The following is a 16228-nucleotide window of genomic DNA, read 5'->3' as shown; positions in this document are numbered from 1 at the left end:
TCTTAACCTCATGTATTAAACGCAACTCACTGCACATTGCTGACTGAATAGGGCTCGCCGAACACCGCCGGACGGCACGCCGTCGTTTCAAACCTCTGAATCCCAGATCACCGTGACGGCGCCGGTATAAGTGTCGGGCGCGCGATCGAGCATCGCCGCGACACTGCTGCTGCGGATATGGAAATGCAGGGTGGCGGGCTTGCGATCGATGTACCGGACAGGCAGAAATCGAACAGGATTGGAAAAGGCTCCAACAGGCACCGATTGGCGAATGACCGGTTGTCCGTTGGTATTGGTCAAGCCGTCGGGCAGCGTCACATCGACATCCACCGGGTAATAAATCTCGGAACCCGGTGCCGTTACACCGCACTCGGTGCCGGCCATGTAGCGGCATTCGAGCTTCATCGTGAACGGCGAAGACGTCGATATCCGGAACTGATGGTCGCGAAGCAGCACGGTCGGTTTGCTGCCGTTACTCAACCAGGCTTTCCAGCCTTCTCGAGGCTCCAATTCCACCCGGTTTCCGCCCGGCGGAATTTCAACCTTGAGGACATGCTCGACATCCAGGGTGAAATTGAGCGTGAGCGCCGAATCGTTGGGGATCACGACGTCACCGAAGTCAAAATCCTGGCCCGGTCCGATGCCGAGCGTCAGCGAGCCCCGGTACTGGCCGCCTGTCATTTGCAAAGGATTGGGCGTGCGCAACTCGTAGGCAAAGCTCAGGCCCTGGTATTCGAACTGTGGAATCAGGTAGCGGGCCGGTTTGGCACAGGCGTCTTCTACCGGTGTCTTCCAGAAGAACCAGGCGTGGGAAAGGGTCGCCCCCTGCCTCACACAGGGCGCCGGGGCTTGCCACCAGGTCGAGCCGAAGATCATGTTGTAGGCGGTTTCGTCACTCACGCCGCCACCGACAATCTCAGCGGGGCTGGGGCTCAGCCCGATCGCCCCGCCCAGGCCGACGACGCGAAACTCGAGGGTTTCGGTATGGCCTGTACCCGAATGGGTCACCTGTACCGTACGCCAGTTGACCGGAGCCTTGAGCATCGCACCTTGCCGGGTATCTTCATGATTGGCCTGGATCGGCCCCCCTGAAGCGCCCGTACCCAATATCAGGCTGAATATCCCGGCCGACTGGCACAGCACGACGAATTGCTCGCAATAACCGCTGTTTCGAGTGGTATTGACGAACTTATTCTCGTGAGGCTTGGCGCTGTCCGCTCTGAATTGCGCGGTGATGTCCACCGTGGCGGCATGGACAGCCGGCACGCAGGCCAACCCAAGCGCGGCAGCCATACCGCTTGCCCGTTTTCTCGAAAGCTTCATCTATGCAACCTCCTGTAGCAGAGCGAATCGTGGCGGAGAAAAACAGCCGTTGACCGAACCCAGGGTTCAGACTTCCGAATCCCAAATCACTGTGACGTTGCCGCTATACGCCTTGGCGCCGGTGTCCAGCATCGCTTCGACCTGGCTGCGGCCAACTTCGAAGTGCAGGGTTCCCGAGCGGCGATCGACATAGAAGCCCGGCTGGAACAGTTCGGTGCCACTGCCATCAAGCCTTAGCTGACGACGGTTGACCGGTTGTCCGGCGGCGTCCGTCAAGCCATCGGGCAGGGTCACACTGACATCCACCGGCACGGCATGACCGCTGCCGGTTTCGGTGATCGCGCAGGTATTACCGCTGACGTATTGGCATTCGAGCCCCATCTTGAAACGGGAGGAGGCTGAGATGTGGAAGCGCTGGTCACGGAACAGCTGTGTCGGTTTTTGCCCCTGGTTCAACCAGGCTTGCCAGCCGCCTTGGGGGACCAATTCGACGCGGTTGCCGCCGGGGGGGATTTCGACCTTGAGGGTGTGTTCGACGTCAAGTTTGAAGTTGAGCGTGATAGCCGAATCGGTGGGGATCATCACATCCCCCATGTCAATGTCCTGTCCCGGACCAACGCTATAGGTCAGCGACCCGGTGTATTGGCCGGACGACATCTTCAATGGGTTGGGTGTGCGCAGTTCGTAAGCGAAGTCCAGGTAGACGTATCTCATGCTTCCCTGAGGGATTAGATAATTGGCCCTTTTCGTACATACGCCCTCCGTCGGCGTTTTCCAGAAAAAAGAGTAGGTCCTATCGGTATAGCGTGCGATTCCGGTGTTTTGACACGGCGCAGGCGCATACAACCAATCACGACCGGTCCATAACATCTGGTGGGCTCTGTAACTACTCACATCTCCACCGACCAATTGGACCACATCACTCTCGGGGAAAAATTGTTGCGATCCCACACCGGCCCAGCGCACTTCAACAACCTCTGTTTCGCCCGTACCCACATGAGTAACTTGTACCGGGCGCCAATTGGCAGGCACTTTAAACATCGCACCTTGCCGAGGGTCTTCATGACCCGCCTGGATAGGGCCGATCGCATTGGCAGAGACATGCAATAGAATGCTGAAAATTCCTGCCGCCCTGCACTCCGACGGCTTAGATGCGCAAAACCCGCTAACTGGCGTGGTATTGGTGAACTTGTTCTCCATAGGTTTCGAAGGATCAGGCCGAAAAATCGCACTGATTTCTTGCGTCAATGCACTAGCCGTGGGTGAGCCAGCAAGAAGCGACGCAAACAACAGCACCGAAACCACGCTGCGCACCGCTACCGATAAGGGTTTCATCTATACAACCTCATACATCAAAGCGAATCCCTGCAAGTTGGAGAAAGAACCTTCACGCGGGGCGCACACCTTGCTCCCCGCGACACATCAGGAATCAGGAGCGCTGCCGGTCCTTGCCGGTCTCGCCCAACGAGTTATCTGCCAGGGTGTCCGGCGTGCAGCGCAAATCACCGATCATCAACACATCGCCTTCGCGGTTGGCGTTGTCCGGGTCGAGGCGGAACCGGCAGAACAATTCGCTGCCGTAGCGCACTTCCAGGGTGGGTGAGCTGGCGTTCATTTCCATGGAGAAAAACCCATCCGCCTCGCTGACGCCGCGGCTGGCGTGGTTGATCACGTGATGGCCCCGAAGCGGCTCGCCTTGTTCGTCCACCAGGCGCCCGAGTACGGTCACGGTTTTCATCACCTGGACCTTGCGGTAATCCACGCCGCCCTTGTTCAGGTGATAACGGGTCCGCGCAGGCTCGATATTGGCCGCCGGCGGATGCACACCCTCGAAGTCGAAGGTCACCATGCTGTTCTTGTAGGCGGTGATGGGGATGAAGTTGCGGCCCGGGTGCAACGTCGTGCTGCCACCGGTCAAGTCGTCGGCACGCAGGGCGACATCGTTCAGGTCGGTTTCCACATCGACGATCAGGCCCGCGCCGCGCCCTTGGGGCAGGCCGGTGAAGGCGGCTTTCTGGCCGCCCACGGCGACGGTGCTGCTCAGGTTCAAGCCGCCGGTGAGGTTGTCGTTATAGGACGAGCGCTGGACGAAACCGTCGCCATACAGCGAATCGGTCATGAAACTGCCGATGCCGGACAGCCCCACGCCATAGGTGTCGGCCATTGCCGTGGCGGAGACACTTTGCAAGACGTGGTCCTGCAGGTCCCGGCGATAGGTCACAGAGGCATTGTGGTCGCGGTCGCCGTCCCGCGATGTGCGGGTGCCGATGCTGCCCGACCAGTACTCGCCCGGCCCGCCCAACGCGACACTGATGCTCAGGTCGACGCCGCGGTTGCGCCGGTCGGCGGTGCTCGACGTACCGGGGCGGTCGAACACCGACAGCCGCCAGTTGGCATCGCTGCCACGCAGCTTGCCGCGCTGGGTCCAGCCCAGGTCAAGCCCGGTGCCCTGGACATTGCCTTCGCTGTAGGCCAGCCGTCCATTGATGGAGGTCTTGTTGCTCAAGCGATGGTTGACCGAAAGCGAGGAGTTGCTGGTTTGACCGACGAACACGCTGCGCTGGCGAATGCGGGTGCCGTCCGGCCGGGTTTCATAAGTGTTGCGGGTGTCCAGCCAGCTGCGGGTGTGGCTCGCCACGACGCTGCCATGGCCATAGCTGTACAGGCCTTGCACGTCCATGCCGGTGCCGTACTGCTGGGTCTGATAGACGTTGGCGTACAGGCTGGTGTTGCTGGCCAGCGTCCAGTCCACCGAGGTGCCCACTTGCAGTTTGTCCTGCACCTGGCGCGTGGAGGCACCGAGGATCACCCGGGGATGCAGCAGGTAGTTGAAGCCCACACCCGCGGTGGTGAAACCCGAGGGTTGGTCTTCCCAGTTGCTCCAGAGCCTGGTTTCGCGTCCGGCGAACAAGTTGTAGCGCCAGCGATCCTCGGAATTGCTCCAGTTATTGGGTTTGTAGACCAGCTCCTGGCTGGTGGCGGTGGTTTGCCCGTCCTCGATCAGGCGCACTTCCACTTCATAGATGCCGCCGGGCAAGGGCCGGGTGTCCAGGCTCTGCAAGCCGGCGCTGACCGCCTGAGAATTGATCAGCAGCCCGTTGCGATAAATCTCCACCGAAGCCTGGCGGCTGGCGGTGACATAGATGGGGTAGACGCTGGGCTTGGGGTTTTCCACCACCAGGCTGTCGGAGCTACCGTACATGACGCCGAGCGCGGTGTCGGGGTTGGCCCCGAACGAACGGATCTGACGGTTCAAGCCATCGGAACTGGGCGTGAAATAACCCAGGCGGAAAAAATTCCCTTCCATCTCTCGTTGGGTGTAAAGCTCGTGGACGGCGTGGTACAGCTTGTCGTCCGGGCCGCCAAGACGCGAAAGCTGAAGGTCCAGTGACTGGCTCCAGTTGCCCACGCTGGAACTGGCGTTGAGGCCATAACGCCCGCCAGTGTCCTGTTCCTGGCCACCATTGATATTCAGTTGGTTGTTGAAGATCAGGCCGAGGCTGCCGCCTTCTGGCTGATCGTGGTAACGCTTGGTTTCGTTGGCTCGCTCCACGTCCCTGGTCAGGATCGACACCAATGAATTTTCCAGACTGTAATGCACAGCCAGCAGCCCGGACGGGCAGCGGCTTTCACAAGCGCCCAGCCCTTGTCCCTGCTTGAGATGCTGCTCCCATTGATCGCGCTCGGCAGCTTTTATCGAGCTATCCTGCGTGTCGGTGAATTCGAGCAGGGTAATACGATCATCCCGCGTCAAGACCACCATGGCTTCACCGAGGTACTGTTGATTGAGTTCAACACGAACCGCCAAAGGCACATCGAAAAAGTGCGATTCAAACTCAGCCGGCAAACCCTTGGCCTGGGCTAGCAGGCTCTTGGGTGTGGTACCGGGGGCAGTCGGCGCAGCCAATGCACTCGCGCACAGAAACAGCGCGAGGGCACCCGCGATGGGTGTCATCGGAAACATCAACGGATTCTCATAATCAACGAACGATCAGGGCGTTTCGGGTGCGGGCCGCCCGGCAGGGGAGCGCCGGACGGCCTGCGGCAATGCCCGTGCAATGAGGCGAACCTCAACGGGCATCGAGCGGCATCACGGGCGCGGCACGGCGTCGAAGATCACGGTCATGTCGGCGGTGTACAGGCCGTTCTGGGTATCCAGTGGCTTGGCCGCGACGATGGTCATGTCAGCCTGGGTACCTGGAGTGGAGGTTGCATCATCCACCACTTCCTGAGGGGTGGCAGTCAGGGTGATGCCGTTGAACTTGGTGGTCAGGGCGATGGCGTCACGGCCGTTGTACAGCGCTGCCGGGCCACCCTCGATGTAGGCATGGACCGAACCGTTGGTGTTCTTCACGTCGAAGGTCTGGCGCAGGGAAGTCAGTGTGCCGGCGACAAGGTTGTAGCTCATGACTTCATCCTTACCGAAGTTCGGGTCACGTGGCTGCACATGGAACTGTTCGGTCGGGATGTTCGCCGTGATATGGATCGAAGAACGAGCATCGTCGAGGGCGAACGCCGCCGAAGAACCCAGGGCAGCAGCGACCAGAGCAGTACCGGATACGAATTGTTTGAGCATGTTGTTAACACCTGTTCTTGACATAAAGAGAAAGGTTGAAAGTTGCAGGCCAATAACCGCTTGGCCTGCCCCCTTCAACGCCGGGGCATGATCGGCTCTCTTTATCTAAAAATAAGCAGGCACTTTCCCATAACGGTGTAGTACTTCGCGCATACAGCACGAAGAAAAAGAAGCTGATTCTTATAAAGTTGAAGTTTGGCTGTCAGAAACAACCCACATTGCCAGCCTACACGCTACTCAATCATTACAAATGTATGCAGCCCGTATGCTTGTCACCCCGTGCCTAGAGCTTTCATGTAAGGTTTTTTCCGACCCCAAGTAAGACCTTGCGAATAAAAATACATCTTAGTTCCAGAAACTTATCAAAGATATATCTTCAAATAAAGATATATCTAAGTTTTATCTTATGCAGAATGGAGAGCGCGCATATGACAGTCACTTATTCCCTTCCCAAGAACGATGGACTTGAACAACCCACGGCAGTCCGTGAGCGTGGCAGCCGTGGTCCACGGGTCTTCGCTTCTGGCGATCTGAAGCTGCTGTTGCTGGCGCTGATTGCCGAACAGCCTTGCCATGGCTATGACCTGATCCGTCGGATCGAAAATATGTTCGACGGCGCCTACAGCCCCAGCCCCGGGGTGATCTACCCGACCCTGACCTTCCTGGAAATGAGCACGATGGTGACCTGTGGCGTCGAGGACGGGAAAAAATGCTACAGAGTGACCGACGCCGGACGTCTATCCCTTGAAGAGCAAGCCGTGGCGCTGGATGGGATGAGGGGGCGTATCGAAGCCGGCAAACGCGCGCTGCGCGGACAGGAGCGCCCCGCACAAATCCACGAAGCGGTGTATAACCTGCGGCATGCGCTGCACAAGCACCCCGGACATTGGACCCCGGAGGAGATCAAGCGGGTATGCGACTTGCTCAACGACACCGCCAAAGCCATCATCGACGGCCTCGACCGTCCACCCGTTTCGGAGTCAACACCATGACAGCAGTCGATCCAAACACCATTCACCGTGTCAATCACGAGGTCAAACGCCGTCGCCTGGAGGTCTTGCGGGTGCAGGACCTGACCCCGCGCATGCGCCGTATCACCGTCGGCGGACCGGAACTGGCCGGGTTCGTCAGCCTGGGCACGGATGATCACGTCAAGCTGTTTTTCCCGCAGAACGCCGAGGAACGGGCGGCGCTGGAAAGCATCAATCTCGCTGCCGGCAAGGCCCAGGGCGCATTGCCGGAAATGCGCGACTACACCCCGCGCCGCTATGACCTGGACACCCTGGAGATGGATATCGATTTCGTGCTCCACGGTGACGGCCCTGCCTCGACCTGGGCGTCCCAGGCAACGCCGGGGCAGTACCTCGACATCGGTGGGCCACGGGGTTCGATGATCGTGCCGGACATCTTCGACAGCTACCTGCTGATCGGCGACGAAACCGCCCTCCCCGCCATCGCCCGCCGCCTCGAAGGCCTGGCGCCGAACCGGCGTGCCCTGGTGGTGGTGGAAGTGGAAAACGGCGCCGAGCAGCAGGTCCTCCAGAGCTCGGCGCAGGTGCATGTGATCTGGGTGCTGCGCGAAGGTCGCCAGGACAACCTGCTGACCACCGTGCAGCAGTTGGATATGCCCGGTGGCAAGCTCTACGCCTGGGTCGCCACCGAGAGCAAGGTGTCGCGGCAGATTCGCAAGGTGTTGCTGGACGAGAAAGGGTTGGATCAGGATTTCGTGAAGGCTGTAGGGTATTGGAAGGCGGAGGGGAGTGAGGAGGAATGAGCTATTGGCGGCGGCTAAACTACCCATTGAGCGACACAGAACTCCGTGGCGAGGGAGCTTGCTCCCGCTGGGCTGCGCAGCAGCCCCCCTCTCAAAGACCACTCAATTAACCTGATCCACCGGGTTGCCTGGTTTGGGGCCGCTTCGCGCCCCAGCGGGAGCAAGCTCCCTCGCCACGGGGAATATCGCTATCCTTCAATATTTGGCACGACATTTCACCAGGTACCCCCATGCTCTTCCTGATCGCCTACATCGCCAGCGTCGTGCTGATCAACTCCGCGTTTTCCGCCGCGCCGCACCTGGACATCATCTGGTCGGCCTGGGGCGGGCTGGTGTTTATCCTGCGGGACATGGTGCAGACCCGTTTCGGCCATGGTGCTATCGCGGCGATGCTGGTGGCTCTGGTGTTGTCCTATGTCACCTCGGATCCGACCATCGCCCTGGCCAGTGCCACGGCGTTTGCCGTGTCCGAGTGCATCGACTGGCTGGTGTTCACGATCACCAAACGCCCATTGCATGATCGGCTATGGATCAGTTCGGCCCTGAGCATTCCGCTAGACACGTTCATTTTCTTCGGCCTGATCGACGCTCTGACGCCTGCCGTGGTGATCACCGCCCTGCTCTCGAAATTCGCCGGGGTCACGGCTGTCTGGCTGATCATGGCCTGGCGTTTGCGCAAGCAAACCGTCGCCACCTGAAGCCAAAACCCGCAGTTCATGTAAAATGCCGCGTTTTCTCCCCAAGGGAAGCTCGCCCGGCGTGCAACCCTCGACGACCGCTCCTGTTTGAGGACCTTCAGATGACCCGTATCGGAACTCCCTTGTCGCCCACCGCGACCCGCGTTTTGTTGTGTGGCAGCGGTGAGCTGGGCAAGGAAGTGGTAATCGAGCTGCAGCGCCTGGGCGTTGAAGTGATCGCCGTGGATCGCTACGCCAACGCGCCGGCCATGCAAGTGGCCCACCGCAGCCATGTGATCAACATGCTCGACGGCGCCGCCCTGCGTGCGGTGATCGAGGCCGAGAAGCCGCATTTCATCGTGCCGGAAATCGAAGCCATCGCCACCGCCACCCTGGTGGAACTGGAAGCCGAAGGCTTCACCGTGATCCCTACCGCCCGCGCCGCGCAGTTGACCATGAACCGTGAAGGCATCCGTCGTCTGGCCGCTGAAGAGCTGGGCCTGCCGACCTCGCCGTATTTCTTCGCCGACACCGTGGAAGACTATCGCAAGGCCGTCGAAACCCTGGGCTTCCCGTGTGTGGTCAAGCCGGTGATGAGTTCGTCGGGCAAGGGGCAGAGTCTGCTGCGCAGTGCCGACGACGTGCAGAAAGCCTGGGACTATGCCCAGGAAGGCGGCCGTGCCGGCAAGGGCCGGGTAATCATCGAAGGCTTCATCGACTTCGACTACGAAATCACCTTGCTGACCGTGCGCCATGTCGGCGGTACCACGTTCTGTGCACCGGTCGGTCACCGTCAGGAGAAAGGCGACTACCAGGAATCCTGGCAGCCCCAGGCCATGAGCCCGGTGGCCCTGGCTGAATCCGAGCGCGTCGCCAAGGCAGTGACCGAGGCCCTGGGTGGTCGCGGCCTGTTTGGCGTCGAGCTGTTCATCAAGGGTGATCAGGTGTGGTTCAGCGAAGTCTCGCCACGTCCGCACGACACTGGCCTGGTGACGCTGATTTCCCAGGACTTGTCGCAATTCGCCCTGCACGCCCGCGCCATTCTCGGCCTGCCGATTCCGTTGATCCGCCAGTTCGGCCCATCGGCTTCGGCGGTGATCCTGGTGGAAGGCCAGTCGACCCAGACCGCTTTCGCCAACCTCGGCGCCGCCCTGAGCGAGCCGGACACCGCCCTGCGCCTGTTCGGCAAACCGGAAGTCAACGGCCAACGCCGCCTGGGCGTGGCCCTGGCCCGCGACGAATCCATCGAAGCCGCCCGCGCCAAGGCGACCCGGGCTTCGCAGGCCGTCAAGATCGAGTTGTAAGGCTGGCCCCCCCCGTGGCGAGGGAGCTTGCTCCCGCTGGGGCGCGAAGCGGCCCTAAAACCCGGCGACACGGTGGATCAGGTTGATTGAGTGAGCTTGAGAGGGGCTGCTGCGCAGCCCAGCGGGAGCAAGCTCCCTGCCACAAAAGCATCCCGGTCGACCAACCGATTTGCTCTTGAAACTGACACTGATTCGAGGCATTCCCCTAACCCGCGCCGTGCCCAATTCCCCGTGGCGAGGGAGCTTGCTCCCGCTGGGTCGCGAAGCGGCCCTAAAACCCGGCGACGCGGTGGATCAGGTTGATTGAGTGAGCTTGAGAGGGGCTGCTGTGCAGCCCAGCGGGAGCAAGCTCCCTCGCCACAAAAGCTCAAGAGCCACAGGTGCAGTGTTCCCTGCAGCAACACAGGTGCGGTTTCCCTACAACAGTGTCCCCCGGCAATCGAGCACCAACCGCGCGCCGCCGTGTTCGCTGCTGCCCACCTCCAGCGTGAATCCATGCAGATTGACGATCGCCGCGACGATTGACAGGCCCAGACCGAATCCGCCGTGCTGGCTGCTGCCCTCGGCACGGTAGAAACGGCGAAACACGGCCTTGCGCTCCGCCTCGGGGATGCCCGGGCCCGAATCGAGCACTTCGATGCGGGTGCTGTCGCCCTGATCGACCCCACGCAGGATCACTGTGCCGCCCGGCGGAGTGAATTTGATGGAGTTGCTCAGCAGGTTCGAGACGGCCTCGAACAATAATGCCCGGTCGCCATTGAGCAGGGGCAGCGCATCAGGCACCTCGAGGATGAAGGTCAGCTCGCCTTCCTCGGCCAGCGGCAGGTAAAAGTCATGCAGCTCCTGCAATAACTGCAACGGGTCGAGGCGCACGAAACCCGAGCGCCGCTGCTGGTCTTCCAGCTCGGAAATCCGCAACAACCCCCGAAACCGTGCCATCAGGGTGTCGGTCTCGGCGATCACCTGATCCATTTGCAAGGCCTCGGGCGAGCCGTCCGGCGCCTGTTGCTGGATGCGATAAAGTTGCGCACGCAGACGCGTCAAGGGGGTGCGCAGGTCATGGGCGATGTTGTCGCACACGCCCTTGACCTCATTCATCAAGCGCTCGATGCGCTCGAGCATGGCATTGACGATTGCCGCCAGCATGTCCAATTCATCACGCCGGCTCGACAGCGGCAGGCGATGGGTCAGGTCGCCGGCAACGATGGCTTCGGCGCTGGCCTGCAACTGGCGAATCCGTCGTAGCGGTCGGCGGCGCAGCAGGTGCCAGCCAGCAATGCCCGGCAGGACGGTCAGCGATACGCCCCAGAACAGCGCGTGCAGGATGATCCGTGTCACCGCGAACAGCGAGCCGTTGTCCCGGGCCAGGACCAACCAGCGACCGTCCTGGGTCCGGGTCGCCACCGCGTCGCAGCTGTCGGAAGGCACTCCGGGGTCATCGGAATCGACGCAGCCGCCGAGCATGTGGATCTTGCCGTCAAGGGGCAGGTCGGCGGGCACGCGCAGGATCGGCCCGCTCAAATGGCGCAGTTGCGGATCGAACAGCCCGTAGGCGTCGACACCGCGCTCGTCCAGCGTCAGGCTGGCCATGAGCGCATCTTCCAGTTGATCGCCATGGATCCGGGCGAACAGGTGCTGGCGCTGCATCAGGGAGTGCTTGGCCAGGCTGTCGAGGTAGCCAAACACTTCGTAATACATGACCCCCATCAGGATCGCGCTCCAGATCACGAACAGCGAACTGTACAGCGCCAGCAGACGGCTGCTGGAGGAGCGCCAGCCCTTAGCGGGGTTCAGCAATGACATAGCCGGAACCCCGTACCGTGCGAATCAGCGGTTCCAGGCCCGGCGGGTCGATTTTCTTGCGCAGGCGGCCAATGTGCACGTCGATCAGGTTGGTGCCAGGGTCGAAGTGATAGCCCCAGACTTCCTCGAAAATCATCATGCGCGAGAGGATCTGCCCGCTGTTGCGCATCAGGAATTCGAGCAGCTTGTATTCGGTGGGCAGCAGGCTGAGCAGTTGCCCGTTGCGGCTGGCTTCTCGGCTGATCAGGTTCAGCTCCAGGTCGGCTACCCGCAGTACGGTTTCCGGCTCGCGGGCGCCATTGTTGCGCCGCAGCAGCACTTCGACCCGGGCGGCCATTTCGTCGGTGGCGAACGGTTTGGTCAGGTAATCGTCGCCGCCGGCCCGCAGGCCACGGACCCGCTCGTCCACGTCGGAGAGGGCGCTGATCATCAGGATCGGCGTGGCCACGCCCATGGTGCGCAGCGTGGTGACGATCACCAGGCCGTCGAGCTCGGGCAGCATGCGGTCGAGGGTGATCAGGTCGTAGTCGCCGCTCACCGCCCGTTCCAGGCCTTCGCGGCCGTTGTCGACCCAATCGACGTCCAGGCCGTTGCGGGTCAGCTCGGCGACGATTTCACGGGCGGTCACGGCGTCGTCTTCGATGGTCAGGATGCGGTTCATGGGCGGTACCGTGTAGGGAAGTCGGTGCTATTGCGCAGCATTCTGCCAAAGAATACCTGTCGGCTTTCTGAAAAAAAGTTCATGAGCCGAAAAGCGGATTCACTGGCGTGGATCAACAACTGGTCACAAATAACTCCTAACATAAATCGGCGCGATCCAGCATGTTGTATCTGTTGCCCTGTGGTAGTGCGCTGTCGCTGCCAGGTACTGATACTCGTGGTGTGCCGCAAGGAGCCCGCCCCACAGAACTTTCAAGGAAGAGCAATATGATTCAACCTCAAGACCTTCTACGCCGAAAATTTGATATCCAGCCGCTGACCCAGGCCGACATGACGGTGCGCCTGGACGGGCAGGCCGTCAGCGCCGCCCACGGTGAAACCGTCCTCACCGTCATCCAGTCCTTGGGTCAACGGCAGGTGGCCCGCAACGACCACGACCAGATCAGCGGTGCCTATTGCGGCATGGGTGTATGCCAATGCTGCCTGGTCAAGATCGATGGCCGCCACAAGCGCCGCGCCTGCCAGACCCTGGTACGCCCCGGCATGCAGATCGAAACCCGGGTCAACCGCATCACCGAAACGGAGGCGCCATGAACCTCGATCCGGTGATTGTCGGCGGTGGGCCGGCGGGGATGGCCGCAGCCATCGAACTGGCCTCCCACGGCGTGCGCTGCACCTTGCTCGAAGAAGCGCCGCGCCTGGGGGGCGTGGTGTATCGCGGACCGTTGCGCGATGGCGTGCGCCTGGATTACCTCGGCCCGCGCTACAGCGAAGCCCTGGAGAAACTCCACGGTGAATTCCAGCAACACGCCGGCCTGATCGACGTGCGATTGAGCAGCCGTGTCATGGGTGCCGAAGGCTTCCGGGCGCTGGTGCTGCTGGATGCCGACGAGCGCCTGGGCGAGGTCGCCTATTCCCATCTGGTGCTGGCGGCCGGTTGTCACGAACGCAGCGTGCCGTTTCCGGGCTGGACCCTGCCGGGCGTGATGATGCTCGGGGGCCTGCAATTGCAGATCAAGAGCGGTGTGGTCAAGCCGCCGAGCCCGGTGGTGATCGCTGGCACCGGTCCGTTGTTGCCACTGGTGGCTTGTCAACTGCACGCATCGGGCGTGGCGGTGGCGGGTGTGTATGAGGCCTGTGCGTTCGGCCGGATCGCCAAGGAAAGCCTGGCGTTGCTGAACAAGCCGCAACTGTTCCTCGACGGCCTGAGCATGTTGGCCTACCTCAAGCTCAATCGCATTCCCGTGCGCTATGGCTGGGGCGTGGTGCAGGCTGACGGCGAGGGAGAGTTGAGCGTCGTTACCGTCGCGCCTTACTCCACAAGCTGGGAACCCGACCTCAAACGCGCTGAACAGGTCCCGGCCCAGACGCTGGCGGTCGGCTACGGGTTTATCCCGCGGACTCAATTGAGCCAGCAAATGGGCCTGGAGCACGGTTTCAGCGACGACGGCTATTTGCGGGCCGTGTCCGATGCCTGGCAACAGAGCAGCGAAGCGCACATTCACCTGGCCGGCGACATGGGCGGGATTCGCGGCGGTGAAGCGGCCATGCTGAGTGGACGCATCGCGGCGCTGTCGATCCTGATGCAACGCAATGTGCTGGATCCGTCCACGGCCCTGGCGCGCCGCGAACGCTATCAGGCGCAACTGGAGCGGATCATTCGCTTTCGCGCCGCCGTGGATCGCTACACTCAGCGTGGCGCCGGACAAACCGCATTGCCGGCCGCCGATACGGTGATCTGTCGCTGCGAGCACACCACCCGCGCCGACATCGACCGGGCCCTGGAGCAGGGTGTGCAAGACATGGCCAGCCTGAAAATGCGCACCCGCGTGAGCATGGGCGATTGCCAGGGGCGGATGTGCGTCGGCTATTGCAGCGACCGCTTGCGCGAGGCTACCGGGCGTGCCGACGTGGGCTGGCTGCGACCGCGTTTCCCCATCGATCCGATTCCCTTTTCAGCGTTCCAGAACCTTGGCACGGAGGCCGTTTCCCATGATTAAGCACTATGACGTGGTCATCGCCGGTGGCGGTGTGATCGGCGCCTCCTGTGCCTATCAACTGTCCAAGCGCAAACACCTGAAAGTCGCCCTGATCGACGCCAAGCGCCCCGGCAACGCGACCCGCGCTTCGGCGGGCGGCCTGTGGGCCATTGGTGAGTCGGTGGGCCTGGGCTGCGGGGTGATCTTCTTTCGCATGATGTCGGCCAACCGCAAGCGCCAGACCCAAGGCGCCGCGGTGGCGGTGGACGCCAGCACGCCGCACATCCTGCCCCAGTCGTTCTTTGATTTCGCCTTGCAGTCCAACGCGATGTATCCGCAGTTGCACCGCGAGTTGATCGACAACCATGGCATGGATTTCAAGTTCGAGCAGACCGGGCTCAAGTTCGTGATCTACGACGACGAAGACCGTTTGTACGCGGAGCACATCGTTGCCTGCATTCCTCATCTGGCCGATCAGGTGCGCTGGCTCGACCAGGCCGCCCTGCGTGAGGCGGAGCCGAATGTCAGCCATGAAGCCTTGGGAGCGCTGGAGTTTCTCTGCGATCACCAGGTCAGTCCGTTCCGCCTGGCCGATGCCTACACTGAAGGCGCCCGGCAGAACGGTGTTGACCTGTTCTTCAACACCAGCGTGACCGAGGTGCTGCGCAGCGGCACGCGGGTGACAGGCGTGAAAACCGCCGAGGCGGGGACATTCAACTGTCGGACCCTGATCAACGCGGCCGGTGCCTGGGCGGCGGACCTGAGTGAGCAGGCCACAGGCGTGCGGATTCCGGTCAAACCGGTCAAGGGGCAGATCCTGTTGACCGAGCGCATGCCGAAAATCCTCAACGGCTGCCTGACCACCAGCGACTGCTACGTGGCGCAGAAAGACAACGGTGAGATCCTCATTGGCAGCACCACCGAAGACAAAGGCTTCGACGTGACCACAACCTATCCGGAGATCGAAGGGTTGGTGCAAGGCGCGGTGCGGTGTATCCCGCAATTGCTCGACATCAACCTGAAACGAACCTGGGCCGGCCTGCGCCCCGGGTCACCTGATGAATTGCCGATCCTGGGGCCGATGCGCGGCGTGGAGGGCTACCTCAACGCCTGCGGTCATTTCCGCACCGGCATCCTGACCTCGGCCATCACTGGGGTGCTGCTGGACAAGCTGGTGAACAATGAACCGCTGCCGCTGGACCTTACGCCGTTCCTGGCGGATCGCTTCGAAGTGGCACCGAGTGTCGTCGAGCCGAAGGACCTGGAGCTGGCCTGAAGGGGAGCCATGAAGGAGCTGAGGTGAACACCTCTCCCACAGTTACCCGAAAATAACTGTGGGAACATGCACGAATCTGCCCATCGCCACCGTCCCCAGTGGCGAGGGAGCTTGCTCCCGCTGGGGCGCGAAGCGGCCCTGAGACCTGGCGACTCGGTGTGTCAGGCAAATGGTTGGGGCTGCTGCGCAGCCCAGCGGGAGCAATCTCCCTCGCCACAAACCGCATTCATCCGTTATTCCATCGGCGTACTGACAAACGCCTCCAACCCTTCGGCATAGGCGGTGAACGCGCTGATCAACGGAAAAGCCTTGCCCTGCACCTGGTCCGGCACCACCAGATTGGTGAAGCTCCAGGCCACCGCGACAGTGATGCCGGCCTGATCGAGTTTGCCATCAGTGCTCAACGGCTGTTTTTCCAGTTCCTGCTCCAGCATTCCATAAGCCGCCGCCAGTTGGCCTTCTACGCGTTCAACCCAAGGCGCGTGCTGGATCTCCCGCAGGTTGCGTTCGTAGTAGATCTGCACCGACTTCTCACAGGCCGCCAAGGCCAATCCAATCAGGCGCAGTGATCGCAGCCGCTGCCCAAGGTCGGCCGGCATCAAGCTTTTCCCCGGAGCAGCCAAGGCCTCCAGGTAATCGATGATCAACGTGGAGTCCATTAGCACCGAGCCATCGTCCAGCACCAGGGTCGGGGCCTTGACCACCGGGTTGATGCGCTGGAACTGTTCGAAATGCCTGAACACCGAAACGGAATCGTGCTCCAGGGCAACCCCCAGGCACTTGGCGGAAATGGCGACGCGTCGCACATAGGGCGAGTCCAGCATGCCGATCAGTTTCATGGCTTCTCCTTCAGCGG

Annotated in this window: 14 protein-coding genes; 7 read left to right on the top strand and 7 right to left on the bottom strand. The window is 61.5% G+C overall.

Features of this window, described 5'->3' with window-relative positions; translation table 11 throughout:
* Positions 1 to 87: 87 nt before the first annotated feature.
* From V7773_RS24295 to V7773_RS24280, 4 genes are all read right to left on the bottom strand, one after another.
* Positions 88 to 1323 (bottom strand): hypothetical protein, encoded by a 1236-nt coding sequence (locus V7773_RS24295; protein ID WP_336075635.1) that lies wholly within the window; start codon positions 1321 to 1323, stop codon positions 88 to 90.
* Positions 1324 to 1389: 66 nt separating this feature from the next.
* Positions 1390 to 2658: a hypothetical protein gene (locus V7773_RS24290; RefSeq protein ID WP_336075633.1), complete on the bottom strand. Its 1269-nt coding sequence runs from the start codon at positions 2656 to 2658 to the stop codon at positions 1390 to 1392.
* Positions 2659 to 2752: 94 nt separating this feature from the next.
* A complete protein-coding gene (locus V7773_RS24285; protein WP_336075632.1) occupies positions 2753 to 5287 on the bottom strand; it encodes a CS1-pili formation C-terminal domain-containing protein in 2535 nt (844 codons plus the stop codon).
* 126 nt (positions 5288 to 5413) lie between these two features.
* The gene (locus tag V7773_RS24280) at positions 5414 to 5899 is read right to left on the bottom strand and encodes a CS1 type fimbrial major subunit (RefSeq protein WP_336075630.1); all 486 of its coding nucleotides are present in this window, start codon (positions 5897 to 5899) and stop codon (positions 5414 to 5416) included.
* A gap of 428 nt (positions 5900 to 6327) precedes the next feature.
* On the opposite strand from V7773_RS24280, the gene V7773_RS24275 reads away from it, so the two are divergent.
* The 4 genes from V7773_RS24275 to purT all read left to right on the top strand — a co-directional run bounded on the left by V7773_RS24275 (position 6328) and on the right by purT (position 9654).
* Positions 6328 to 6891, top strand: a complete 564-nt coding sequence (locus tag V7773_RS24275; protein ID WP_336075628.1) for a PadR family transcriptional regulator — start codon at positions 6328 to 6330, stop codon at positions 6889 to 6891.
* Positions 6888 to 7673: a siderophore-interacting protein gene (locus V7773_RS24270; protein WP_336075627.1), complete on the top strand. Its 786-nt coding sequence runs from the start codon at positions 6888 to 6890 to the stop codon at positions 7671 to 7673. The genes V7773_RS24275 and V7773_RS24270 overlap by 4 nt, the downstream gene beginning before the upstream one ends.
* Before the next feature lie 230 nt (positions 7674 to 7903).
* The gene (locus V7773_RS24265) at positions 7904 to 8371 is read left to right on the top strand and encodes a preQ0 transporter (protein ID WP_336075625.1); all 468 of its coding nucleotides are present in this window, start codon (positions 7904 to 7906) and stop codon (positions 8369 to 8371) included.
* A 101-nt stretch (positions 8372 to 8472) separates the two neighbouring features.
* Positions 8473 to 9654 (top strand): formate-dependent phosphoribosylglycinamide formyltransferase, encoded by a 1182-nt coding sequence (purT, locus tag V7773_RS24260; protein WP_063324546.1) that lies wholly within the window; start codon positions 8473 to 8475, stop codon positions 9652 to 9654.
* A gap of 417 nt (positions 9655 to 10071) precedes the next feature.
* On the opposite strand, the gene V7773_RS24255 is transcribed toward purT, so the two are convergent.
* Both V7773_RS24255 and V7773_RS24250 read right to left on the bottom strand, forming a co-directional pair.
* Positions 10072 to 11457, bottom strand: a complete 1386-nt coding sequence (locus tag V7773_RS24255; RefSeq protein WP_092349276.1) for a sensor histidine kinase — start codon at positions 11455 to 11457, stop codon at positions 10072 to 10074.
* Entirely contained in the window at positions 11435 to 12118 is a 684-nt protein-coding gene (locus V7773_RS24250) for a response regulator transcription factor (RefSeq protein WP_039592999.1), read from the bottom strand. Before V7773_RS24250 ends, V7773_RS24255 begins: the two co-directional genes overlap by 23 nt.
* A gap of 266 nt (positions 12119 to 12384) precedes the next feature.
* On the opposite strand from V7773_RS24250, the gene hcnA reads away from it, so the two are divergent.
* The 3 genes from hcnA to hcnC are packed head-to-tail and all read left to right on the top strand — an operon-like array spanning position 12385 to position 15372.
* The gene (gene hcnA, locus V7773_RS24245; RefSeq protein ID WP_092464337.1) at positions 12385 to 12711 is read left to right on the top strand and encodes a cyanide-forming glycine dehydrogenase subunit HcnA; all 327 of its coding nucleotides are present in this window, start codon (positions 12385 to 12387) and stop codon (positions 12709 to 12711) included.
* Positions 12708 to 14117 carry a cyanide-forming glycine dehydrogenase subunit HcnB gene (gene hcnB, locus V7773_RS24240; protein WP_336075621.1) on the top strand — a complete coding sequence of 470 codons (1410 nt, stop codon included), beginning with the start codon at positions 12708 to 12710 and terminating at the stop codon, positions 14115 to 14117. The genes hcnA and hcnB overlap by 4 nt, the downstream gene beginning before the upstream one ends.
* Entirely contained in the window at positions 14110 to 15372 is a 1263-nt protein-coding gene (gene hcnC / locus V7773_RS24235; RefSeq protein WP_336075619.1) for a cyanide-forming glycine dehydrogenase subunit HcnC, read from the top strand. The genes hcnB and hcnC overlap by 8 nt, the downstream gene beginning before the upstream one ends.
* A gap of 233 nt (positions 15373 to 15605) precedes the next feature.
* Here hcnC and V7773_RS24230 read toward each other — a convergent pair whose 3' ends face one another.
* The gene (locus V7773_RS24230) at positions 15606 to 16211 is read right to left on the bottom strand and encodes a glutathione S-transferase (protein ID WP_092146027.1); all 606 of its coding nucleotides are present in this window, start codon (positions 16209 to 16211) and stop codon (positions 15606 to 15608) included.
* Positions 16212 to 16228: the final 17 nt, after the last annotated feature.

The organism is Pseudomonas sp. 3JA (assembly GCF_036961705.1).
In the GTDB taxonomy this organism is placed as follows: Bacteria; Pseudomonadota; Gammaproteobacteria; order Pseudomonadales; family Pseudomonadaceae; genus Aquipseudomonas; species Aquipseudomonas fluorescens_Q.
The sequence above is the reverse complement of the archived record's forward strand: the minus strand, read 5'-3'. Positions and strand labels throughout refer to the sequence as shown.